Origin of the sequence: Perspicuibacillus lycopersici (assembly GCF_025660475.1) — a bacterium.
Lineage (GTDB): Bacteria > Bacillota > Bacilli > Bacillales > Caldibacillaceae > Perspicuibacillus > Perspicuibacillus lycopersici.
The window spans coordinates 61,403-84,690 of the sequence record NZ_JAOUSF010000005.1 but is presented as its reverse complement, the minus strand read 5'-3'; the positions used below and the strand labels follow the sequence as shown (position 1 = coordinate 84,690).

The following is a 23,288-nucleotide window of genomic DNA, read 5'->3' as shown; positions in this document are numbered from 1 at the left end:
TTTGATCATACATTTATTTTAAGCTTAATTGCATCTATTTTCCTTTTTAGCTGTTTTATTTCGTCTAGCCTTTTTTCCTCTCGGTTTTCAGCTATATTTTCCTCTGTTAGTAGCTGCAATAATTGAAGCTCTAGTCTTTCCAATTCATTTGTTAATTGCTGAATGTCTGGTGATACGGATTGATGCTTTTCCCATTCCTGATAACTTCCTAGGAAAATATTTGCTTTCCCATCTTGGATGTGAATGACTTTATTTGCTACCTTACGATGTAAGTATGGGTCATGCGAGACAATAACTAGTGAACCTGGGTAGTTTTCTAATGCATTTTCAATCGTTTCTTTCGCCGTAATATCAAAATAATTCGTTGGTTCATCTAGAATCAGTAGATTGGCGTCAGAAAAATATAATTTGACAAATGCGACTCGACATTTCTCTCCCATACTTAAATCGTGAATCTTTTTAAATACATCCTCCCGGCGAAATAGGAAGCAAGCTAAAATCGTCCGTGCATCGGATTCTTTCATATTCGGTATCGTTAATATTTCTTCTAAAATGGTGTTTTCTACCTGCAAATTTTCTAATTCCTGATAAAAAAATCCGATAATAACTTGCGGATTGGTGGAAATATGACCACTTGTCACTTCTAAATTATTGGATAGAAGTTTTAGCAACGTTGTTTTTCCGCTCCCATTTTTTCCAATAATGGCAATTCTATCTCCATTATGAATAGTAAAATGGATATCCTTTAAAATTTCCTCGTTACCATAGGAAAAGGAGACATTGGCTACTTCGAGCATTTTTCTCCCGGAAAAATCATGGACATTTAAATTTGCAGAGATCATTTTCTTTTCTTCTGGTTTCGAAATTTTATTGTTTTCTAATCGCTCCATTGCTTTTTCTTTTGCTTTATATTTAGTAGCTTGCTTTGCTGCTTTTTTCTGAGAATATGGATCACGAACACTTGCAGCATTATTTGCTTTATTGAACCAGTTTTTGTATTGGACGATCGTTTCTGTAAGTTTTTTTCGCTCCATTTCCTGCCTAGCATATTGTGCTTGGATCGTTTTTATTTCCAGTTCCTTTAGCTTTTTATAGGAAGCATAACCGCCTTCATATTTTTTCATTTTATTTTTCGATAATTCGTATGTGGAGGTGGCGATTTTATCAATGAACGCACGGTCATGAGAAATAAACAATACACTACCTTTAAATTGTATTAACCATTCTGCGAGCCAATGGATTGATTCCTCGTCTAAATGGTTTGTTGGTTCATCTAATACAAGCAGTTTAGGTGATATCATCATTATTTTGGCTAATTTCACTTTTGTTTTTTGTCCGCCGCTTAAAGAAGCAATCGATACATCCCATAAATTACTTTGGATTCCCATTTGCTTTAATGCCAATTCAATTTCTGCTTCCCATTCATAGCCATTTGCAGCTAAATATTTTTCGAGAATATTATTATATGACTGAATCACTTCATCATTTAATGCTTGTTCTTGTAGAAGGGCGGACCATTTTTCTAATTCTTTTTTCAAATAATAATTTGGATGGTCATACGATACAAAGTCTTTTACCGAACGATTGATCGTTCCTGGACTTTCTTGAACCATGAGCCCGATCTCCTCTTTTTCTATAGCAAAATATACATGCCCAGCTTTTTTCGTTAACTGTCCAAATACAGCATTCAAAAGTGTTGTTTTGCCAACACCATTTTCACCAATAATGGCAATTCGTTCGCCTTTTTTTACTTCAAAGCTAATATTTTTTAAAATTTGCACACCGTTTATTTCAATAGAAAGATTTTCAACTTTAACTAAAAACATACTATCCACTCCAATTTATGCCATACAAAAAAGCACAGGGTATACCTGTGCCAAATGGAAGATGATATGGTAAATAATATATTCAAGAGGCATTCTTTGCTTCCTAAATAAATAGTTATTCCGTTACATCAAAAATAGACACAAGTATCCCGTTCTTTGCTGTATAGCAAAGTATTTTTGCAATATAAAACATTAGCGCAAAAACAAAACGGAATTAATCATTATGTTATTTTCGATGCCTCCTTAAAATTGTTATTAACATTATATAATAAATTTAAAACGTTGTCATTTATCTTTACAGCTATTTCAAATAGATAAAGGAAAAAAGTAATAAATAGTCATTCACCGTTTAGATAATAATAACGGATGAAATAGTAGGAGAGTTTGACTTTAATACTAAAAAATCAGGTGAACGCATGTTAAATAATCTGTACGAATATATTCATATGCCATTAGTTATTTTTGCATATCTTGTAGGATTTTTTAAATCTTATGTTGCTAGTAGTCTGATCATTAGAAAAGGAACAAAAAATTGGCTACTAGTCTCTTCCGTTATTATGGGAGGAGGAATTTGGGCAATGCATTTCATTGCCATGCTTTCTTATCAAATAAGTATTTTCGTTCATTACGACTTCACTCTTGTTTTTTTATCATTTGCTGTTGCAGTTATCTTTTCTTATTTTTCCTTCTTTATTTGGAATAAGGACTCTAATCATATTATTTTTAGTGGATTATTCATGGGGATCGGTATTTCCATTATGCATTATTTAGGGATGGAGGCGATGCATAATAATATAGCGATTCAATATAATATGGTCCTTGTCTTATTTTCCATTATTATTGGTACATTTTTTTCGATTGTGGCATTTGCTGCTTTTAGAAAATATGTAAGTGACGGATATGATGTTATCCGGTGGAAGCTTTCCGGTTCGTTATTTTTAGGAATTGGAACTGTGTTACTACATTATATCGGAATGAAAGCAATTACCAATATTGATCATTTACATAACCATGGGCTAAGTATTCAAAGACTACAAATTTCCAACATAATGTTAGGGGTAATAATCGGAGGTTTCTTACTTATAGTCCTATTGGTTGTTTTACTCACTTCCTTGATCGATGAACGATACACAAAAAAATTACAAGAAAGCGAAAAATCCTATCGATATTTAGTTGAATTTTCACCTGAACCAATTATCGTCTACCAAGACGGGATTATTGTTTTTGCAAATGACATTGCCGAGAAGATGCTTGGCTATCATTCAGGTTATTTAATTGGACGCTCCATTTTTGATTTAGTACTGCCTGAATACCACCAAATACTAAAAAATCGTATCGACCAATTATATAAATATGAAAGAGTGAAACAAACAGAAATTAAAATTTATGCGAGTGAAAATAAAATATTAGATATGGAAATATCATCTGCATTAATACTTTATAATAAGAAGCAATCTGTTGAAGTTTTTTTAAGAGATGTAACCGAGCGGAATATGCTGGAAGCAGATCTGAAAAGAAATGAAGAACTATATCGGTTTCTAACCGAAAACTCTACCGATATTATTTCCTATATGAAACCAGATGGTATGTTTGAATACATGTCTCCATCGTGTGAGATGTTTTTTGATTATACGTACGAAGAATTTATCGGAAATAATATTCTGAATTTTTTACATCCAGAAGAAATGGGAACAATTACGCATTTATTAAAAGAGGCGAGAACGAATATCGATTTTGCAAACATAATTCATCGGTTTCGAAAAAGGGATGGTACATACATCTGGTTGGAAACAAACACGAGAACTGTTCGTAATCCAAAAAGAAATTTAGAAGGAGTATTATCGATTTCACGAGATGTTACAGATCGAATTGAGAAAGAAAAGGAATTGAATGATACGATAAAGGTATTACAATATTTGTCTTATACAGATGAATTAACAGGAATTCCAAATAGGAGATATTTTAGTGAACGGTTAATTAGTGAATGGAAGATTGCCAAACGACAAAAGCTGTCATTGTCTGCTTTGATGATCGATATTGATTACTTTAAGCAATTCAATGATTTTTATGGCCATTTACACGGGGATGATTGTTTAATACAGATTGCCAATGTATTAAAGGATACTGTACATAAGGCAGGTGCATTTATCGCAAGGTATGGAGGAGAAGAATTTATCGTGCTGCTCCCAAATACAGAGGAAACAGAAGTTGTCGCTATTGGCGAAATGCTTTTAACAAACGTAAGACAGTTAAATATACCGAATGTAACTGCACAAGGAGATACACCTTACGTTACCATCAGCGTTGGTTGTGCTACTTTATTACCTAATGACAGGTTGGCTCCAGAAGATTTAATTCACCGTGCCGATCAAGCTCTGTACAAAGCAAAAGAAAATGGTCGCAATCAGGTAGTTGTCAGTACATAAAAAGTTAACAGGAACAATAAGGAAGAAGAAAAAGGTTTACAACAAGTAAAACAGAGGTATAAAAAAAATGTCGAAGAAGATAAAGGGAAAGGTTCCGTTATAAATTAGATAAAGACTGTTTGCTAAAGAATAAATGAATGATCTGCTAAGCGGACTGAATAACCGGGGATACCCACGCAAGAAAGCGGCGTGTATTCAGTCTGGAGCTACTTATAAATAGGAATAAACCATACAAAAAGCTGGATCCAAAAAAATAAATAGTAATACTACCAGCAGTCTAAAAAATATATTTGACATTTTAATAAAAGGGATTATACTAGTAAAAGTTAAAATACTTCATTGCGAAGTAATAAATGATTAGATATTCTATTTTTTACCGAATCATACGTAACAACATAAAATAGAATAAATGAATGATAGTTTTCGTTAGTACCAAAGGCGTATATACAAATGAAAAAAATTATGTAATAATAAATGATTAGAAGGTAGGTGCGATTATGACTAATAATATTCGAAAAGGACAAAGCTTCTCTAATAAATATTTTTCCTTTTTCTTTTTAGCTGTACTCTTCCTTTGGATAAAAACATACATCATACAATTAACGCAATTTGACTTAGGTGTAGAAGGATTTTTACAAAATTTTCTTTTATTCATCAATCCATTAGGGTCAGCCTTAATATTTTTAGGGATTACATTTTTATTTAAAGGTAGAAAAAGATATATATCATTAATTATCATTGATTTTATACTATCTTTACTGTTATTTGCCAATGCGGTTTATTACAGATTTTTTAATGACTTTATTACGTTACCAACAATTTTACAAACACAAAACTTTGGCGATGTAAGTACTAGTGTTCCTAGCTTATTACACCCAACAGATTTCTTATTCTTTATTGACTTATTAATATTAATTGCACTTTTAATGTTTAAAGTAGTGAAAGTAGATAGAAGTACTTTTACACGTCGAAAACTTGCAGCCGTTTATTTAATCGGATTAAGTATTTCCTTTTTAAATTTAGGTCTGGCAGAGGGTGATCGGCCACAATTATTAACTCGTGGATTTGACCGAAATTACATCGTGAAATATTTAGGTATGTATAATTACACGATTTACGACGCAGTTGAAAGCACAAAAGCATCTGCACAACGAGTTTTCGCTGACAGTAATGATATAACCGAAGTAATTAACTATACTAAATCTAACTATGCAGCACCAAATGTAGAATATTTCGGTAAGCTTAAAGGTAAAAATGTTGTTTATTTACATTTGGAGTCTATGCAAAACTTTTTAATCGATTATAAGCTAAATGGGGAAGAAGTAACACCATTTTTAAATTCATTGGTTAAAGATTCCAATACATTATATTTTGATAATTTCTTCCATCAAACAGCACAAGGTAAAACAGCGGATGCTGAGTTTTTACTTGAAAACTCATTGTATGGATTGCCACAAGGCGCAGCATTTATAACGAAGAGTAGAAATGTATATCAATCAGCACCAGCAATTTTAGCACAGGAGCAAGGGTACACTTCAGCTGTTTTCCATGGTAATGCAGGTAGTTTCTGGAATAGAAATACTATTTATAAATCTTTTGGATATGAAAACTTTTTCGATGCGAATTATTACAATATAAACGACAATGATTTAGCAGAATATGGATTAATGGATAAACCATTTTTCGATCAATCGGTTGAATTGTTAGAAACACTACCGCAACCGTTCTATACGAAATTTATTACGGTAGCAAACCATTATCCATATAAAATTGATCAATCATTAACTACCATTGAAAAACATTCAACTGGTGATGCATCTGTTGATAACTACTTCCAAACAGCTAGATACGCAGATGAGGCGCTTGAACAATTTTTCAATGATTTAAAAGAAGCTGGACTTTATGAAAATACAGTATTTGTAATGTACGGTGACCATTACGGTATTTCTGAAGCACATAATAATGCAATGGAAAAAGTAATGAATGAAGAAATTGGCTCATATGAAAGTGCAAATTTACAACGAGTACCATTTATTATTCACTCCCCTGGTTTAGAAGGCGGAACTGTTCACACTTATGGTGGCCAAGTGGATGTACTTCCTACTGTGCTTCATTTACTAGGTGTTGACACATCAAAATATTTACAATTTGGTTCTGATTTATTATCACCAAATCATGATGAGCTTGTCATTTTCCGTAATGGTGAATTTATGAGTCCGAAATATGATTATTTAGATGGGAAGTACTTTGATAATACAACTGGGCTGGTACTAGAAGATGAAGCCAAAATACAAGAAGCAAAAGAATTAAGAGAAAAAGCAGAATACGAATTATTGCTATCTGACAAAGTTGTTAATGGTGATTTATTGAGATTTTATACACCTGATGGATTTACTCCAGTAGATGCATCAGCTTATAATTACTCAAAAGATGCAGAAGACGACTCAGCTAACGAATAATTGTCAAAAGACTACTTGCATAATGCAGGTAGTCTTTTTTCGTAGTTTAACGTGTTAATTAAGACTAAATAGTGTAAAATGATATTAGAATTCTCTCAATAATAAGGAGTTTTAGTATGTTTCAAATTTACCCTTTTGGCGACAGTGGTTTAAGTATTCGCTTTGGAAAAACAATTTCATCGAAAACGAATCAATATATTCGCAGTTTTTCAATGCTATTAAGGGAAGAGAATACACAAGGTATAGTGGAATGGATTCCAACATTTACCTCTATAACCATTATTTATGATTCTTCGATCCTTTCCTATCATGAGTTAAAAAAACGTATGACTATTTTATTAAAGAAATTAGTGCAAATGAAACTTCCTTCTGCACAATTACATATTATTCCAACTTGTTACGAAGAGGAATACGCACCAGATCTTTCCTATGTGGCTAAATTTAATGGACTTTCAAAAGATGAGGTAATTGCAATTCATACGCAGCCATATTATTTAATTTACATGATTGGTTTTACTCCAGGATTTCCTTACTTAGGTGGAATGTCAAAAAGAATAGCTACCCCGAGACTTTCTAAACCAAGAATGAACACTCCTGCAGGATCTGTTGGGATTGCCGGAGAACAAACAGGAATTTATCCATTAGCATCCCCTGGCGGCTGGCAGATTATTGGACGCACACCATTAAAGCTATTTGATCCAACAAATGAACATCCGTTTTTATTAGAAGCAGGTAATTTTATAAAATTCGTGCAAGTAGATTCCTCCGATTATAGAAAACTGGAAAAAGAAGTAGAAAAGGGTACCTATTCTTATATTATTAGAGACTATTAATATAAGAAACTATCATCGTGAATAAAGGAGAATATATATGACCTTATCGATTGATATTAATTGTGATCTAGGGGAAAGTTTTGGTACCTATATAAAAGGACAAGATGCCAAAGTAATGAAATATATTACTTCTGCAAATATTGCCTGTGGTTATCATGCTGGTGATCATAATATTATGTATGAAACTGTCAAAATGGCAGTTGAAAATAATATTGCAATCGGTGCACACCCCGGGTTCCAGGATATTATTGGTTTTGGCAGAAGAGAACTGCAAATTACACCAAACGAGGTGTATAATCTGATGCTCTATCAAATGGGGGCACTACAGTCATTTGCTCAGGTACTGGGAGGCAAGCTGCATCATGTAAAACCTCATGGTGCCCTCTATAATATGGCCGCAAAGGATGAAAATATTGCAGAGGCAATTGTTCGAGCGGTTTGCGATATGGATGCCAAACTTATTTTATATGGATTGTCAGGAAGCATACTTACTCGACTAGGAAGGCAACATGGATTACAGGTGGCAGAGGAAGTGTTTGCAGACCGCTCCTATCAAAAGGATGGTTCATTAACACCGAGAAGCAATCCAAGAGCATTGATTCAAAATGATCAAGAGGTTGCAATCCGGGTCATTCGAATGATCCGAGAGGGAAAGGTTCTATCGTTAGGGGGAGAAGACATTTCCATAAAGGCAGATAGTGTTTGCATTCATGGGGATGCACCAACAACGTTAGCCTTTGTTAAAATACTACATACCTATCTCGAGCAGGAGGATATTCATATAGAAGCAATAGCCTCCAATAAAAGGTAATTTTCATAAGAATATAGAAAAAAAGTAGGGAAAAACATGATACATTGTGAGCTTTTTCGAATAATCAAACCTGGTTTATCAACTACTGTTCAAGATTTAGGGAGATTTGGTTATCAGCGCTATGGTGTCGGCGTCTCTGGTGCGATGGATAGCTATGCTCTTCAAATTGCAAATATTCTTGTAGGAAATGATCGGAATGCATCAGTACTCGAAATTACCCAAGGCGGATTGGAAATACAGATTCTTCAAGATTGTGTCATAGCATTAACAGGAGCGGATTTTTCAGCACAAATAGATGCACAGCATTTTCCTATGTGGAAGTCCCTTCGAGCAAAGGCTGGCCAATTATTATCGTTTGGTCAGCCAAAGTATGGAATGTATACTTATCTTGCGGTTGCAGGCGGAATAGACGTACCTGTCGTAATGGGAAGTAGGTCAACCTATATGAGGGCTAATTTAGGAGGATTTCACGGTCGAGCGCTTAAAAAGAATGATGTTATATTAGGTAGATCAATAGATTATTCAAATAAAAAATTTATTAGCAAACGAGTGCCACCAATGTTTTTACCGAATTATCAAACCGAACGAAAAATACGCGTCATCGTTGGTCCAGATCTTCTTCATTTTACAAAAGAAGCGATTCAGACTTTTTTATCGGAGGAATTTGAATTAACTACTACCTCTGATCGGATGGGCTATCGTTTAAAGGGACCAACATTGGGACATATGGATGGCCGTGCGGATATCCTTTCTGATGCAATTATGCCTGGAACGATCCAAGTACCTGGTAATGGAGATCCAATCATATTGCTTGCAGACCGGCAAACAACTGGGGGATTTCCAAGAATCGCAACCGTTATAACGGTAGATTTACCTTATGTTGTGCAAAGACGTCCTGGTGAGCAGCTTAGCTTTGAAGCAGTTACCGTTGAAGAGGCACAAAAGCTTTATAGAGAAAAAGAAAAATTTATTAAGGCAAGTAATATATTGAGAAATAGCTATAGCTAGAAAAAATAAGGAGTAATTATGGACAAGATAACCTTTAGCAATATACACTCATACGGAAAAGTAATCGATGAAAATACATTGTATAAGCATATTCATTTTCCTGAAATGCTGATTATGTATGATAGTAACTATATTGATTTCAAGCAAATGCCTACTGTGCAGGAATTTGAAGAAACAGCATTATTTTTACGTTCCTACCATCAAAAATATGGGCAAAACCATGTGAAATTTTATTTACCGGAAAACGAAAAGCCTACGGATGAACTATTACATTATTTTCAAGCGGATCAATATGAAATTGGTTTTTATGAGCTTTATTCCATCCAACCGGATCAATTTCCTTCGCTTGCAGTAAACTCGGATATTTCTATCCAAGCCGTCTCTAACCAATCATTGACAGAATATTTACAGCTACAATTTGAAATCGATAGTCAATTTGGTCTAGAATTCGCAACACAAAAAAGTATGCTACATAAACAAAATTTTGCAAATAACAACGTATTACAAATTATTGCTTATTATAAAGAAAAACCAGTTGGTACAGTAGATGTATTTTTATCCAAGGATATTGCCGAAATAGATAGCTTTACTGTGTTAGATAGCTTCCAAAAAAAAGGCATTGGCAGTCATATGCAGAAATTTATAATGGAACGCTTTCCACAGCACACCATCTGTTTAGTAGCCGATGGGGAGGATACCCCACGTGAAATGTATAAAAAACAAAATTATCAATATATCGGATATAAATATGAAGCTTTTAAATTATTTTTTGATTAACAATTAGAGAAAATGCGAAAAACTGATAATAAAAGGAGGAATTTGCGATGAATGGAGTTATCCTAAAGACTAGTAAAGGATATACCGCTACATTTGAAAGACAGTTCCAAGCTCCCATTGAAGAGGTTTGGTCTTGGCTAACAGTAAATGAAAAATTAAGCCAATGGTTTTCTGAGCTTCATATCGATCAATTACGTGATGGTGGATTGATTACATTTGATATGGGGAATGGGGCATTTGAAGAAATGGTAATCACCGATTACCAAAAACAGGAAGTATTAGAGTTTACTTGGGCGGATGATTTAGTTCGCTTTGAATTGACGGAAGAAGCGTATGGCTGTAAATTAATTTTTATCGAAAAAATTAAAACCATTACCGAACATACCGCTAAGGATTTAGCTGGCTGGCATGTATGCCTAGATGTAATCGAGGCATTAATTTCAGAAAAAATGTTTGATCGTAATTCTGCATGGGAGAAATGGTATATCGAATATACAAATGCGTTAAAAAATTGCGGATAATGATTCATCCTCAAATGGAAAAGTACATTTATGAAAAAATATTCACAGATAAGGAATAACCGCATACAATAAACAAAACAGCAGACATTGCAGTTACGAATGTTTGCTGTTTTTTATGTTAGATAAATATTCACAAAAATTATAATAGCTTTTGCTTTGGTGAATAATCCAGTTGTTTCATTTTCTCTAATTCTAGCCTTAATTTTTCCGTTTCGAGTAAAAAGTTTTCTTGCTTTAATTTTTCTAATGCTAATTCTTCCTTTAATAGCTTTTGTTTTATTACTGCCTGCTGTCTTTTATGACTCGTAATAATTGCAACAGTAGGGATAATAATTGGTATTGATAAAGCCATAACAATTGCAATAATATCCTCCATACATTTACCTCCTTTTATATTGTGACTGATACAAATTTATCAGGGAATCTTAAAATAGGTTATTTCGTTTTATCAGAGAAGCGTTTAAAAATCCTTATATAAACTAATAGTACGAAATATATTTCGAAAAGTTTCAATTATGAAAAGAAAGTTTCTAATGATTTAAATCATGCAAAGATAATTTACCTTTTCATCAATTTTTGCTAGTCATCATATTCTACGATTTTTGCTCATATGATGGACAAGAAGGGTTGTCTTAGGAGGGGAACGAATTGGAAGCAAATTTGTTAGTGCTAAAGGATAATTACCATTAATGAATCGGACTATGCTGACGTATGTAAGTTTATTTATTGGTGCCACAGTGCAAGGAGTGGCAATGTCATTATTTTTATTCCCACATTCCATCCCTTCTGGAGGGGCAGCAGGTTTAGCAATTTTATTAAATTATTTTTTTCATTTACCACTTGGTTTAGGGCTCTGGTTTTCAAATGCTGTTTTTTTAATTTTCGCTCTAAATTATTTTGGTTTTACATGGACGGTCAAAACAATTTTATCTGTTGCAACTACATCGACTGTCGTTAGTTTTTTTAGCCAAAGTCTCATCCATCCACATATACATATTAGTCTCGATATACTTTTTGGCGGAATTTTATTCGGAATAGGCGTTGGTTTACTGATTCGAGTTGGATCTTCCAGTGGGGGAATGGTCATACCTGCTTTGATGATTGCGAATCATCGCCAATGGAATCCTGGAAAGGTAATGTTCGCAATTAATCTATTTATATTTTTATTAACATCGATTGTTATTGATTATAAAATTGTATTCTACGCAATTATTTGCCAGTTTATTTCTTCCAATATCATTGATTACATTTATGAGCTGAAACTACAGCAAGTGAAAATTTTCTTAACACCTTCCTGGAGAAAAAAATAGCAGTAAAAGGGAAAGCAGCCTGAGGGATATACCCCTCAAGCTTAAGATTTGAATAAAATTTATTACGGCAATAGTTGTTTTTCCTTTAAATATGCGAGAACTTTTTGAACAGATTGATGGATGGATAATTGATTGGTGTCTATGATGATTTCTGGATTTTGTGGTTTTTCATATGGAGAGCTAATACCTGTAAAGTGGGGAATTTCTCCTTTTCTAGCTTTACTATATAAACCTTTTGGATCTCGTTTTTCACATACTTGTATCGGACATTGGAGATATATTTCAATAAATTCATCTTGTGCAAACATCTCTCGTATACGATTCCGATCTTCCTGAAATGGAGAAATAAAAGCTGTTGATACAATGATTCCACTATCGACAAATAATTTTGCTACTTCTCCAATTCGCCTAATATTTTCTTTTCGATCATACTCCTGAAAACCTAAATCCTTATTTAATCCGTGGCGAATATTGTCACCATCCAGTACATAGCTATAATAGTGATTTTTAAATAATTCATAATCCACTGCATTTGCTAATGTTGATTTACCAGAGCCTGATAATCCAGTGAACCAGAGGACACAACTTTTGTGTCCGTTTTGAATATGGCGATCTTTTTTGGAGACCATTAATTCATGCCATACAATATTTGAATGAATACTCATAATATCCCCCTTTTATTTATATTTGTAAAAATTAGGAAGGGAGCTAAATGGTGATGTTCCCTAGTCTTGTATCGATGGATTGCTTTTGTTCATACCATTAATTAATACATCAACAACTTCTGGACGGCTAAATTCTTTTGGAGGCTTTTCTCCATTTTTCAGCATTTCACGAACTTTCGTTCCAGATAAAATGACATGATCGTGTCGATCATGTGGGCATGTTTTTGCAGATGCCATGTTTTCGCATTTTTTGCAATAAAAGCTATGCTCAAAAAATAGTGGTTGTATTCCTATCTCATCCTTATCAAAATGTGAGAAGATTTTTTGTGCATCATAAGTTCCATAGTAATTTCCAACACCAGCGTGATCTCTACCGACAATAAAGTGAGTACATCCATAATTTTTCCGTACAATTGCATGGAAGATTGCCTCTCTTGGCCCAGCATAACGCATAGCGGCAGGGAATACAGATAAAAACACCCGATCGTTAGGATAATATTGATCAAGTAGTACAAAATAACTTTGCATTCGTATATCACTAGGGATATCATCCGACTTTGTTTCTCCGACTAACGGATGTAGTAGGAGACCATCGACAATTTCAAGTGCAGATTTTTGAATATACTCATGGGCACGATGAACTGGATTACGTGTTTGAAAACCAACAATCGTTTTCCAACCTAATTCGACAAACTTTTTGCGAGTTTCCTTTGGGTCTAGGTGATATGCTTGAAAATTGCGCTTCTGCGGTCGTCTTACCATTGTAATGGGTCCGGCAATATAGACATTTGGTCGGTCGAACAGTTTTTTCACGCCTGGATGTTTGTGATCTGTCGTTAAATACACGTTTTCCGCTTCTATATTTTTATTCGGATAATACATTTCTATTAGCTCCATAATCCCATATACGATTCCGTTGAAAGCTAAATTAACTGTTTCTCCAATGATAAGCGTTTCGGCTACGTTTTCGGTGACTGCTAATGTAATTGGAAGTGACCATGGTATTCCAGAAGCTAATCTCATGGAATGAACGACAGATTCATAATCTGCTTTTGCCATAAATCCTTCTAGGGGACTATATGCTCCATTTGCCAGAAGTTCTAAGTCACTTAATTCTTGTTCACTTAGTTCTATTGTTTTTTGTAATGGATCTATTTCAACAGTGAAATTTATCCGCTCCATTAGTTTCCCGCCATGTGGCATATTTGCAATCAATTTTCCTCCCCAACTTTCTCATTTGTATTTATCCATTGTGGTTTTTTCAGTTGTTTCCCTAAGGTTTCGTAATTTTCCCGCAGACTGAGCAAGATAAATAGAAAGGAATGCTATCCTTGATGTAGCCCGCATTCGGTTTTGTTCTGTCCAGCCCAGCGACCTGCACGTGTATCATCACCTTCTGACACTGGGAGTGTACATGGTGCACAGCCGATGCTTAAGTAGCCTTTATCGTGTAGTGGATTATATGGTAAATGGTTTAACTCAATATAGGTTAAAATATCGTCCCATTTCCAATGAATTAATGGGCAAATTTTTATTTGTTTAAATTTCTCATCCTTATTTATATATTCCGTTTTGCTTCTAGATAGGGATTGTTCCCTTCGTAATCCTGAAAACCATGCTTTTGCTCCATTTAACGCTTCCTTTAGCGGAACTACCTTTCGAATATAGCAGCAAAGGTTTGGATTGACTTTCCATAATTCCTCACCATACCATTTAGCTTGTTCACTAAGAGATATATTTGGTTGAACCATTTCAATCTGCATACGAGGGTATCGTTTTTTTATTTTTTCTATTAGTTCATACGTTTCTTTAAAATGGAGACCTGTATCTAGAAATTTGATTTTTGCATCTTTTTTTACTTTGCTAATTAAGTCGATTAACACAATTCCTTCCGCACCAAAGCTGCAGGCATAAACAATTTCATCGTCCTGATATTGTTCGTATGCCCATTTGATCACATCAAAATAGTCCCGAAAGCCATTCAATATGGAGCTAACAGCTTCATCTTCCCAAGTTTCATATGTTAATGGGGTAATCAAAACGTTATCTTCCTTTCCTTTATACTTTTATCAATGGATAAGGTAATCATTTGATTATTATCCAGTGTAATCTTGTTCATCTGGTTTAAATTTCCTGTTTGGATAAGCGATAACAACGCCCGTATCCATGCCCCATGACCAAACACGAGAACATGTGTGTACGTTTGATATTTTTTTAAAAATAAATAAACGCGCTGCTGCAGCTGTGTTAATTTTTCTCCGAGCTCCACTTGTAATGGCTCTTCTAACCATTGATCACCTAGCATTTCCATTAATAAGCTTTTCGGTCTTCCTTCGAATGTACCGAAATCTAATTCATCTAACAAGGTATCGACTTGTGCAGTAAAACCATATGCATTTGCTGTTTGCATTGTCCGCGACAGCGTACTAGCTAAAATCATATCAGGCTGTGGTAGTTTTTTTAATCTCTTTAGATTTTTCGTAATTTGGATTTGATCCTCCAAAATAATGGGGGAGATAGGAATATCCTTTCTACCTTGTAGTTTTGTTTTTTTATTCCAATCAGTCGGTAAATGACGAATTAAGGTAATTTGCATGCTAAGTCCTCCAAAAAAAAGGTTTCACTACGTAGACCGAGTCGTTCTGTTTCAAGAATTAATACGTCTTGTAATTTTATGTTCCCTAAATTCACATTTGGACCGATTTCATTAATAAAATACATTTGATGCTTTGCAGTTGGTGCTTCGAAAATAATCTTTTTCGTATCTAAATCTTGAATAAGCTCCTGAATTAAATTCGACTTAATCTCGCCCGTTTTCTCATAAATTCCGGATGTACCTGAATCTCTTCCTTCAGTGATTACATATTCACAGCCTGCATTTAATAAGCATTCCAATTCATTTTTCCAATCAGCAATGGACATCGTATTATTTGCATCCTTAGATCCTACCTCCGCAATACAGTGAAACTCTTCTTTTAATTGACGAATCAAGGAGAGTCGTTCAGGGAGTGGAATATTTAACGTACCTGTGGAGATTTCAATCCACTCAATGCCTAATGCATGTAACGTAGCAATATATTCCGAAATTTTCTTTTGATAAAAGCATTTTTCAAATAATGTCCCACCAAAATATGGTTTGATATTATGTTCCTTATATAATGCAATTTTTTCTTTTATATTTGGTGTAACATAAGCAGTGCCAATACCAATTTTTGCAATATCGATAAACGAACTGTAATCCTCTAAAATGGATTGTAATTGTCCAATGGGTATGCCAAAATCGGCAATAGATGTTAAACCATATATTCGATTTTTCTTTGTTCGCTTTGGCAGGTTTAAAAAATCCATAGAAATGCCTCCTTCTATAGTTCTAGAGATAAATTATTCAACTATTAGGCATATGTGTAATGAATGGGCGATTTTTACCAATAATTAGGCATCCGCCTAACGTTCACGAGAAGATAGCCTATGTAATTCTTTTTCCAATTGTATAAACTCAAGCCTCAAATCAAACAATAAACTTGCGTTGATTTATTAACAGTCAGGAGGAGTAATCCTTGGCAAAACAAAAGCACAAAGGTTTAACGATATTAGCCATCGGGTCAATCCCCCTCATTCTTGTTTTAGGAAACTCGATGTTGATTCCAATTTTACCTAGGATGAAAACAGAGCTTGGAATTTCTCAATTTCAATCAAGTTTAGTTATATCTGTTTTCTCCATTTCTGCTGCTATTGCGATTCCTGTATTAGGTTATTTTTCTGACCGTTTTACTAGAAAGGCGGTTGTCATTCCTGCGCTAACCTTGTATGGTATCGGCGGATTTCTAGCAGGAGCAGCATCTGCATGGTTTTCTGGTGCATACACCTGGATATTAGCAGGTCGGATAATGCAAGGAATTGGTGCAGCAGGGACTACATCCATGGCTATGGCGTTAGCAGGAGATTTATTTAAAGGAGGAGAGCAAAGTAAAGTACTAGGTCTAGTAGAGGCATCGAATGGATTTGGGAAAGTAATTAGTCCAATTATCGGGTCATTATTAGCTTTAATCGTTTGGTATGGTGCTTTCTTTGCCTTTCCGATATTCTGCCTTGCGTCCATATTACTTACGATATTTTTTATAAAAGAGAAGAAAAAGCAAAAGGATCCTCCACCTGTAAAACAATATGTCAAAGGTTTAGGATCTGTCTTTAAGACAGAGGGAAGATGGTTATTGGTTGCTTATTTAACGGGTGCCACTTGTTTATTTACACTATTTGGTATTCTTTTCTACATTTCTGAAATATTGGAGAAGGAATTTCAAATTGATGGTGTGATGAAGGGATTAATTTTAGCGATTCCACTTTTGTTTATGACATCTACTTCCTATATTACTGGTAGTAAAATCGGGAAAAACATGAAGCTAATGAAAAAGCTTATTGTTTTAGGATTAATTTTAATGACAGTTTCCTTTGCATCTTTAAGCTTTTTTGAAAAACTTATCCCTTTTTTCGCAGTATTAGTCATTAGTAGTATTGGTACTGGCTTAACCGTTCCATGTATCAATAGCTTCATTACTGGCTCAGTTGCTACCGATAAACGGGGATTTGTTACTTCATTGTATGGGTCCGTCCGGTTCCTAGGTGTTGCAATTGGTCCGCCGATATACAGTACTTTAATGGACTGGTCTCGTACAGGAATGTTTTTAACAACTGCAGGATTAACTTTACTTGTTGCTTTACTGTGTATGGCATTAATTCGAGTGAGTAAGAAGAAAAAGCATCCATCGACAAATAAGGGAAATGATTCTGAAACAGATTCCTTATTCGAAAAATTACAATTAACATAGGAAAGAACAAAAGCCATTCTAGAGGCTATAACAGAAATTTAAATAAAAGGAGTAGATAGATTTGGAAATATATTTCTCGCCTGAAGTAATTACCCCTCATTTTCAAGCATTAAATGTGGTAAATTCTGATGATAAAGCGGTTGGGAATATTGCGTTCATGTTTGACGAGAAGAAGATTTATGTGTACGGTATTTTGGAAGAAGAGGGGGTTGGAGAGAGCTTTAAAGATTTAGTTCAACCATATTTAAAAGGTCTAGCCAAAGCGAAGCCAGGATTGGATATTTATGCTTGCTTATATGTAGGGTGTGAAAAAATAACATTAGGTGAAGAAGATGAGGATAAAGATAAATAACATTTGATTTCGACAAGTGGAGAATGAAATATCTCCACTTCATTTTTTATACAGAACGAAAAAGGAAAAAATAGAAAGCAAAATTTTATGTAAAGATGAATAAAGAAGAAATTGCCTTCTATAATGTAATTATCAGATTTTTTTCTACTATCAATCATTCCCCTAATTTTACAATCCCAAAACTTTCCAATGAATTTTCTCCTGTTACAAGTGACGTGACAATTTGCTGAAGCATAAATTAAGAACATACCTTTTTTTACGGAGGGGCAGGTCAAGTCTGGAGAGTGGATAATATGACCTTTGGAATAATTGTGTTAGGCCTTTTTGTTGGTTTTTTAGTCGGCCTTTCTGGAATTGGAGGTGCGGCATTATTGACTCCACTTCTTATCTTATTAGGAATTAATCCTACATTAGCGGTTGGAACTGATCTTGCTTATAATTCCATAACAAAACTTGTTGGTTCACTCCAGCATTGGAAACAAAAAACGATAAATTTTACATTAGTTAAGTATTTAGCAATAGGCAGTATTCCAAGTGCGATAGCCGCTGTTCTCTTGCTTCGATTATTTGATACCTTTTTTCAAAATCAGGATGCTATTATCGAACACGCCCTTGGATATGTCCTTATTTTAGTTGCGATAACAACGCTTTATAAAACATTTAAAAAGAATACACTGGAATGGAATGCTATTCAGGAGAAGCCATTGGAGCAGAAAAAGACTTTAACGATTGTTATTGGAGCATTTGTTGGATTTCTCGTTGGTTTAACCTCGATAGGCTCGGGATCATTATTTGCTGTAGCAATGCTGCTTTTTTATAAATTAAAGCCTTCTGAATTAGTTGGGACAGATATAGCACATGCCTTTCTATTAGTGACAGCAGCAGGTTTCATGCATGCAGGAATTGGAAATATCGATTATTTATTAATGATTAATCTACTATGTGGATCCATACCTGGTGTTATCATTGGAAGTAGCTTATCTTCTAAATTTTCTCCAAAACCACTCCGCACAGTAGTTGCCATTCTTATCCTAATTAGTGGCATCAAATTAATTTAATTTCGTTTTTTATAAAGGTAATTAACTAAAGGATTGTTGTTATTTCATGTGGTATGTTTATTAAAAAGAAATGCTTTAGCGGACGGAATACACGAAGACTCCACAAAAAGAAAGGCAGGTGAACCCCGTTAGAAAAAAGCGCAAATCTAGACGAAACCTTAAAAAAAGCTCCCATCAAACAGTGGGAGTTTTCTTCATTTCACAAAAATATACACAATTTTATCAAAAATAAATCATTTTCTAAATCGTAAAATAAACGAGAAGGGATGCGAGGTGTATGTCTACAACTAGCCATTCGCACAAGTATTCGTTGTTTGTATACGTCTCATGTTAGATGGCTATACCTAAAAGCTCCTTTAACGTTAGAAGCGGGAGGTTCATAACGAGATAATAAGAAAAATAACCGGAAAATGTTCCTAACAAACAACCTACTAATACATCTGACGGATAATGCAACCCTAAAACAATGCGAGACAATGCTACGGAAACACCGATAAACACCATGAAAAGTGATATCGAGTTTAACGGAATAAATAAAATAAAAGGAATAAGAATAGCAAATATAGCAGTAGTATGTCCCGATGGAAAGGAATGATCTTGTAATGGATTTTCCGTTACATGGATTTCGTCTAATACTAAATACGGTCGTTTACGCGGAAATATTTTTTTTACAATTGCCACTGGAATATGACTAATAATTAAAGAAAGGACACTTGCAAGAGCAGTCAATTTGACTAAACCAGTGGAAAGAAAGAGCAATAGAACACTCGCTGCAATCGTAAACGTTGCACCACCTAGATGAGTGATGGTATGAAAATAATGAATCAAGTAGCGCCTGTTTAAATGGTGATTAATTTTACGAAAAATCTGACATTCCAATTGATATAAATAACTCATGTATTTTATCACCAACATCACTCCTTTAATTAAAAGATACTCGATATAGTATAGTTAGTAAATAAATATTATGAAAAAAGATATCTTTTAAAGTATTTTACAATAACGTAAAATATCATCAGTTGACAGATAATCGATAATATGATAATTATTTAAAGGGAATTAGCACTCGCAAGTTTAGAGTGCTAAAACAAAAATATAAGACGGAATCCTATGGAAGGGGGAAATTCTCGAATGGAAAGAAAACAATTCCAAGCAGAATCAAAAAGACTTTTAGAAATGATGATTAACTCCATTTATACAAAAAAAGAAGTATTTTTACGGGAGTTATTATCCAATGCAAGTGATGCCATTGATAAAATTTATTACAAAGCATTAACAGATGACAATTTAACGTTTAATAAAGATGATTATTACATAAAAATAGTACCTAACAAAGAAAACCGGACATTAACCATTTCCGATACTGGTATTGGTATGACAAAGGAAGAGCTAGAAACAAATTTAGGTACAATAGCAAAAAGTGGTTCCTTAGCATTTAAAAAGGAAAACGAATTAAAGGATGGTTTTGATATTATTGGGCAATTTGGTGTCGGCTTTTATGCTGCATTTATGGTTGCCGATGTTGTTACTGTCACAAGTAAAGCATTAGGTAGTGGCCAAGCCTATAAATGGGAATCCGAGGGTGCAGATGGATACACGATAGTAGAAGCGGAAAAAGATAGTGTTGGTACAGATATTGTTTTACAAATAAAAGCTAATACAGAAGATGACAATTACGATGAATACTTAGACGAATGGACACTACGTAATATCGTAAAAAAATATTCCGACTTTATACGTTATCCAATTAAAATGGATGTAACAAAAAGTAAACCAAAAGATGGCGACGACAAAGAGTTTGTGGAGTATACCGAAGAAGAAACGATTAATAGCATGGTACCACTATGGCGAAAAAACAAAAGCGAAATAACCGATGAAGATTACGAAAACTTTTATCAGGAAAAACGCTACGGTTTTGATAAGCCATTAAAACATATTCATTTAAGTGTAGACGGAACGGTTCGCTACAATGCCATTCTTTATATTCCGGAAAAGACACCGTTTGATTATTATACGCCAGAATATGAAAAAGGCTTGGAGCTTTATTCCAATGGCGTATTAATTATGAACAAATGTGCAGATCTCCTACCAGACTATTTCAGTTTTGTTAAAGGTATGGTTGACTCAGAGGATCTTTCCTTAAATATATCTAGAGAAATGCTACAGCATGATCGTCAATTGAAATTCATTGCCAAAAACATTAAAAATAAAGTAAAACGTGAATTGGAAACAATGCTGAAAAATGAACGTGAAAAATTTGAAAAGTTTTATGCATCATTTGGCCGCCAGTTAAAATTTGGTGTTTATAGTGATTTTGGTGCAAACAAAGAAACATTACAGGATTTACTCATGTTCTATTCCTCAAAAGAGAAGAAATTAGTCACATTAGCAGAATATGTGGAAAGAATGCCAGCGGATCAAAAATATATATACTATGCCACTGGTGAATCTTATGAACGTATTGAAAAGCTACCACAAACAGAGCTTGTTGCAGACAAAGGCTTTGAAATTCTGTACTTTACAGAAGACATTGATGAATTTGCGATAAAAATGCTACTAAATTATCAAGAAAAAGAATTCAAATCTGTATCAAGCAGTGATTTAGGAATTGAATCGGAAAATAAGGAATCCGAAAAAGAAGCGGCAGAAAAAGAGTACAACGAATTGTTTGATTACATGAAAAACGTTTTAGGTGACAAAGTGAAAAACGTTAAGGTATCTCATCGTCTGAAAACACATCCGGTATGTATCTCCACAGAAGGAGAAATTACGATTGAGATGGAAAAAGTATTAAATGCAATGCCAAATAATAATCAACAGGTAAAAGCAGATAAAGTACTAGAAATTAATACGAAGCATGAAGTGTTTGAATCACTTAAATCTGCCTTTGAAAAAGATAAAGAAAAGCTAGATTTATATACGAAGCTCCTCTACAATCAAGCATTATTGATTGAAGGGCTTCCAATTGAAGACCCTGTAGAATTTACGAATGATATGTGTAAAGTGATGGTATAATCACATTTGCTCTACCAATAAAAAATGGTAGAGCTTTTTTTTGCTATTCAATAGCTGCTCGTTACTTTATAATTAAAAAAAGTAGAAAGTGGGGGAGGAAATGGAGAAAAGTAATCGATTTGAGCCAATAGAAGCCGCAAAACAATTTGTGGATTCTCATTTTCCAAATTGCCAAGGGGCAATACTGGCAGGGAGCGTTGTTCGTGGTGAGGCTACCGATAAATCCGATTTAGATATTGTCATTTTTGATCAGCAATTTCCGACTTCCTATCGGGAATCCTTTATCGAATTTGGTTGGGCAATCGAAGCGTTTGTACATAATAAAATGTCTTACAAGCAATATTTTGAAAATGATTATAAAAGGGCAAGACCATCGTTACCGAATATGGTTGCTGAGGGCATTATTTTAAAGGATGAGGGCATTATTACGAATATTAAAAGAGAAGCGGATGAATTGCTAGCAAATGGTCCAGAAAAGTGGACGTTACATACGATTATGTTGAAACGCTACTTTATTACAGATGCATTAGATGATTTCATCGGTTGCTCAAACCGAGCGGAAGAACTTTTTATTGCAAACCAGTTGGCAGAGCTGGTAAGTGAATTTGTGCTGCGGACGAATCAGCAATGGATTGGTACCTCTAAATGGACTGTCCGCGCCTTAAAACACTATGATCCATTGTTTGCTGCCCATTTTGTACAAGTATTTGATACGTATTACACGGATCGCAAGAAAAATGAAATTATTACATTCGTACAAGACGTACTAAAACCATATGGTGGAACATTATTTGCTGGATTTTCGTTAGGAAAAAGCAATTCAAATTAGAAGGAGAGAAAAAAGTATGCTACAAGTACCAGCGGTTGGGGAATATGCTCCCTATTACGAACCATATATTCGATTAGTTTCAGACGGAAATCTTTTGGAGCGTCTAGAAGTCCAACGGAAACAAACTAAAGAATTATTCGAGCATTTAACAGAGAAGCAAGCAACCTTTCGCTATAGCCCGAATAAATGGAGTATGAAAGAGGTTTTAGGACATATAACAGATACAGAACGCTATTTAAGTTATCGGCTTTTTTGTATTGCACGTGGGGAAACGAAGCCACTACCTGGTCACGATGAAAATTTATTTGTAGAAACCGCAAATTTTAATAATCAATCGATGGAACAGTTACTAAATAATTTCTTATCAGTAAGACAGGCAACACTTCAGTTAATTAAAACATTGCAACCCACTGATTGGTTAAAGCTAGGAAATGCAAACGGCTATCGTGTTACGGTTCGTGCTCAAGCATATATCATCGCAGGGCATGAAATGCATCACCAAAATATAATAAAGGAAAGATATTTGTCTGCAGCAAATTTTCCAAAATGAAAAAAATAGCCTCCAGTTAGTT

Annotated in this window: 22 protein-coding genes; 14 read left to right on the top strand and 8 right to left on the bottom strand. The window is 34.4% G+C overall.

All coding sequences use genetic code 11. The features are described 5' to 3' along the window. Positions 1-5: 5 nt before the first annotated feature. Positions 6-1,826 carry a ribosomal protection-like ABC-F family protein gene (abc-f, locus tag OEV98_RS14480; RefSeq protein WP_263074071.1) on the bottom strand — a complete coding sequence of 607 codons (1,821 nt, stop codon included), beginning with the start codon at positions 1,824-1,826 and terminating at the stop codon, positions 6-8. A 416-nt stretch (positions 1,827-2,242) separates the two neighbouring features. Between abc-f and OEV98_RS14475 the strand changes: the two genes are divergently transcribed. The 7 genes from OEV98_RS14475 (at position 2,243) to OEV98_RS14445 (ending at position 10,661) form a co-directional block, all read left to right on the top strand. Further along, complete coding sequence (locus OEV98_RS14475) at positions 2,243-4,252, top strand: diguanylate cyclase domain-containing protein (RefSeq protein ID WP_263074070.1); 2,010 nt, start codon at positions 2,243-2,245, stop codon at positions 4,250-4,252. 497 nt (positions 4,253-4,749) lie between these two features. Continuing rightward, the gene (locus OEV98_RS14470; RefSeq protein ID WP_263074069.1) at positions 4,750-6,711 is read left to right on the top strand and encodes an LTA synthase family protein; all 1,962 of its coding nucleotides are present in this window, start codon (positions 4,750-4,752) and stop codon (positions 6,709-6,711) included. A gap of 116 nt (positions 6,712-6,827) precedes the next feature. Further along, a complete protein-coding gene (gene pxpB, locus OEV98_RS14465) occupies positions 6,828-7,544 on the top strand; it encodes a 5-oxoprolinase subunit PxpB (RefSeq protein ID WP_263074068.1) in 717 nt (238 codons plus the stop codon). Between the two features lie 37 nt (positions 7,545-7,581). Continuing rightward, positions 7,582-8,355 (top strand): LamB/YcsF family protein, encoded by a 774-nt coding sequence (locus OEV98_RS14460; RefSeq protein ID WP_263074067.1) that lies wholly within the window; start codon positions 7,582-7,584, stop codon positions 8,353-8,355. 36 nt (positions 8,356-8,391) lie between these two features. Next, positions 8,392-9,363 carry a 5-oxoprolinase subunit C family protein gene (locus OEV98_RS14455; protein ID WP_263074066.1) on the top strand — a complete coding sequence of 324 codons (972 nt, stop codon included), beginning with the start codon at positions 8,392-8,394 and terminating at the stop codon, positions 9,361-9,363. 18 nt (positions 9,364-9,381) lie between these two features. After that, entirely contained in the window at positions 9,382-10,140 is a 759-nt protein-coding gene (locus tag OEV98_RS14450; protein WP_263074065.1) for a GNAT family N-acetyltransferase, read from the top strand. A 47-nt stretch (positions 10,141-10,187) separates the two neighbouring features. Continuing rightward, positions 10,188-10,661 (top strand): SRPBCC family protein, encoded by a 474-nt coding sequence (locus OEV98_RS14445; RefSeq protein WP_263074064.1) that lies wholly within the window; start codon positions 10,188-10,190, stop codon positions 10,659-10,661. A 139-nt stretch (positions 10,662-10,800) separates the two neighbouring features. Here OEV98_RS14445 and OEV98_RS14440 read toward each other — a convergent pair whose 3' ends face one another. Beyond that, positions 10,801-11,037 (bottom strand): hypothetical protein, encoded by a 237-nt coding sequence (locus OEV98_RS14440; RefSeq protein ID WP_263074063.1) that lies wholly within the window; start codon positions 11,035-11,037, stop codon positions 10,801-10,803. 313 nt (positions 11,038-11,350) lie between these two features. On the opposite strand from OEV98_RS14440, the gene OEV98_RS14435 reads away from it, so the two are divergent. Beyond that, positions 11,351-11,971 carry a YitT family protein gene (locus OEV98_RS14435; RefSeq protein WP_263074062.1) on the top strand — a complete coding sequence of 207 codons (621 nt, stop codon included), beginning with the start codon at positions 11,351-11,353 and terminating at the stop codon, positions 11,969-11,971. 62 nt (positions 11,972-12,033) lie between these two features. On the opposite strand, the gene cysC is transcribed toward OEV98_RS14435, so the two are convergent. The 5 genes from cysC to OEV98_RS14410 all read right to left on the bottom strand — a co-directional run bounded on the left by cysC (position 12,034) and on the right by OEV98_RS14410 (position 15,984). Further along, positions 12,034-12,636, bottom strand: a complete 603-nt coding sequence (gene cysC, locus OEV98_RS14430; RefSeq protein WP_263074061.1) for an adenylyl-sulfate kinase — start codon at positions 12,634-12,636, stop codon at positions 12,034-12,036. A gap of 60 nt (positions 12,637-12,696) precedes the next feature. Continuing rightward, the gene (sat, locus tag OEV98_RS14425; RefSeq protein WP_407676522.1) at positions 12,697-13,839 is read right to left on the bottom strand and encodes a sulfate adenylyltransferase; all 1,143 of its coding nucleotides are present in this window, start codon (positions 13,837-13,839) and stop codon (positions 12,697-12,699) included. Between the two features lie 122 nt (positions 13,840-13,961). Continuing rightward, positions 13,962-14,672, bottom strand: a complete 711-nt coding sequence (locus OEV98_RS14420; protein ID WP_407676521.1) for a phosphoadenylyl-sulfate reductase — start codon at positions 14,670-14,672, stop codon at positions 13,962-13,964. Next, on the bottom strand, positions 14,672-15,232 hold the full coding sequence (locus tag OEV98_RS14415) for a histidine phosphatase family protein (protein ID WP_263074059.1): 561 nt from the start codon (positions 15,230-15,232) through the stop codon (positions 14,672-14,674). The genes OEV98_RS14420 and OEV98_RS14415 overlap by 1 nt, the downstream gene beginning before the upstream one ends. Beyond that, on the bottom strand, positions 15,217-15,984 hold the full coding sequence (locus OEV98_RS14410) for a phosphosulfolactate synthase (protein ID WP_263074058.1): 768 nt from the start codon (positions 15,982-15,984) through the stop codon (positions 15,217-15,219). Before OEV98_RS14410 ends, OEV98_RS14415 begins: the two co-directional genes overlap by 16 nt. 209 nt (positions 15,985-16,193) lie before the next feature. On the opposite strand from OEV98_RS14410, the gene OEV98_RS14405 reads away from it, so the two are divergent. The 3 genes from OEV98_RS14405 (at position 16,194) to OEV98_RS14395 (ending at position 18,872) form a co-directional block, all read left to right on the top strand. Beyond that, positions 16,194-17,462 (top strand): MFS transporter, encoded by a 1,269-nt coding sequence (locus tag OEV98_RS14405; RefSeq protein ID WP_263074057.1) that lies wholly within the window; start codon positions 16,194-16,196, stop codon positions 17,460-17,462. 61 nt (positions 17,463-17,523) lie between these two features. Then, positions 17,524-17,814, top strand: a complete 291-nt coding sequence (locus tag OEV98_RS14400; protein ID WP_263074056.1) for a hypothetical protein — start codon at positions 17,524-17,526, stop codon at positions 17,812-17,814. Positions 17,815-18,107: 293 nt separating this feature from the next. Continuing rightward, entirely contained in the window at positions 18,108-18,872 is a 765-nt protein-coding gene (locus OEV98_RS14395) for a sulfite exporter TauE/SafE family protein (protein ID WP_263074055.1), read from the top strand. Between the two features lie 330 nt (positions 18,873-19,202). On the opposite strand, the gene OEV98_RS14390 is transcribed toward OEV98_RS14395, so the two are convergent. After that, a complete protein-coding gene (locus tag OEV98_RS14390; protein ID WP_263074054.1) occupies positions 19,203-19,787 on the bottom strand; it encodes a phosphatase PAP2 family protein in 585 nt (194 codons plus the stop codon). A gap of 216 nt (positions 19,788-20,003) precedes the next feature. On the opposite strand from OEV98_RS14390, the gene htpG reads away from it, so the two are divergent. The 3 genes from htpG to OEV98_RS14375 all read left to right on the top strand — a co-directional run bounded on the left by htpG (position 20,004) and on the right by OEV98_RS14375 (position 23,266). Then, on the top strand, positions 20,004-21,887 hold the full coding sequence (htpG, locus tag OEV98_RS14385; RefSeq protein ID WP_263074053.1) for a molecular chaperone HtpG: 1,884 nt from the start codon (positions 20,004-20,006) through the stop codon (positions 21,885-21,887). A gap of 100 nt (positions 21,888-21,987) precedes the next feature. Next, the gene (locus OEV98_RS14380) at positions 21,988-22,716 is read left to right on the top strand and encodes a nucleotidyltransferase domain-containing protein (RefSeq protein ID WP_263074052.1); all 729 of its coding nucleotides are present in this window, start codon (positions 21,988-21,990) and stop codon (positions 22,714-22,716) included. A gap of 16 nt (positions 22,717-22,732) precedes the next feature. Further along, positions 22,733-23,266 carry a DinB family protein gene (locus tag OEV98_RS14375; protein ID WP_263074051.1) on the top strand — a complete coding sequence of 178 codons (534 nt, stop codon included), beginning with the start codon at positions 22,733-22,735 and terminating at the stop codon, positions 23,264-23,266. The last annotated feature ends 22 nt before the right edge of the window (positions 23,267-23,288 follow it).

Coding starts and splice junctions, on each gene's coding strand:
- OEV98_RS14450 (WP_263074065.1), top strand. CDS start 9,382: ATGGACAAGATAACCTTTAGCAATATACACTCATACGGAAAAGTAATC.
- pxpB (WP_263074068.1), top strand. CDS start 6,828: ATGTTTCAAATTTACCCTTTTGGCGACAGTGGTTTAAGTATTCGCTTT.
- OEV98_RS14475 (WP_263074070.1), top strand. CDS start 2,243: ATGTTAAATAATCTGTACGAATATATTCATATGCCATTAGTTATTTTT.
- OEV98_RS14395 (WP_263074055.1), top strand. CDS start 18,108: ATGACCTTTGGAATAATTGTGTTAGGCCTTTTTGTTGGTTTTTTAGTC.
- OEV98_RS14375 (WP_263074051.1), top strand. CDS start 22,733: ATGCTACAAGTACCAGCGGTTGGGGAATATGCTCCCTATTACGAACCA.
- OEV98_RS14415 (WP_263074059.1), bottom strand. CDS start 15,232: ATGCAAATTACCTTAATTCGTCATTTACCGACTGATTGGAATAAAAAA.
- cysC (WP_263074061.1), bottom strand. CDS start 12,636: ATGAGTATTCATTCAAATATTGTATGGCATGAATTAATGGTCTCCAAA.
- abc-f (WP_263074071.1), bottom strand. CDS start 1,826: ATGTTTTTAGTTAAAGTTGAAAATCTTTCTATTGAAATAAACGGTGTG.
- OEV98_RS14410 (WP_263074058.1), bottom strand. CDS start 15,984: ATGGATTTTTTAAACCTGCCAAAGCGAACAAAGAAAAATCGAATATAT.
- OEV98_RS14390 (WP_263074054.1), bottom strand. CDS start 19,787: ATGTTGGTGATAAAATACATGAGTTATTTATATCAATTGGAATGTCAG.
- OEV98_RS14460 (WP_263074067.1), top strand. CDS start 7,582: ATGACCTTATCGATTGATATTAATTGTGATCTAGGGGAAAGTTTTGGT.
- OEV98_RS14470 (WP_263074069.1), top strand. CDS start 4,750: ATGACTAATAATATTCGAAAAGGACAAAGCTTCTCTAATAAATATTTT.
- sat (WP_407676522.1), bottom strand. CDS start 13,839: ATGCCACATGGCGGGAAACTAATGGAGCGGATAAATTTCACTGTTGAA.
- OEV98_RS14445 (WP_263074064.1), top strand. CDS start 10,188: ATGAATGGAGTTATCCTAAAGACTAGTAAAGGATATACCGCTACATTT.
- OEV98_RS14440 (WP_263074063.1), bottom strand. CDS start 11,037: ATGGAGGATATTATTGCAATTGTTATGGCTTTATCAATACCAATTATT.
- htpG (WP_263074053.1), top strand. CDS start 20,004: ATGGAAAGAAAACAATTCCAAGCAGAATCAAAAAGACTTTTAGAAATG.
- OEV98_RS14455 (WP_263074066.1), top strand. CDS start 8,392: ATGATACATTGTGAGCTTTTTCGAATAATCAAACCTGGTTTATCAACT.
- OEV98_RS14380 (WP_263074052.1), top strand. CDS start 21,988: ATGGAGAAAAGTAATCGATTTGAGCCAATAGAAGCCGCAAAACAATTT.
- OEV98_RS14435 (WP_263074062.1), top strand. CDS start 11,351: ATGAATCGGACTATGCTGACGTATGTAAGTTTATTTATTGGTGCCACA.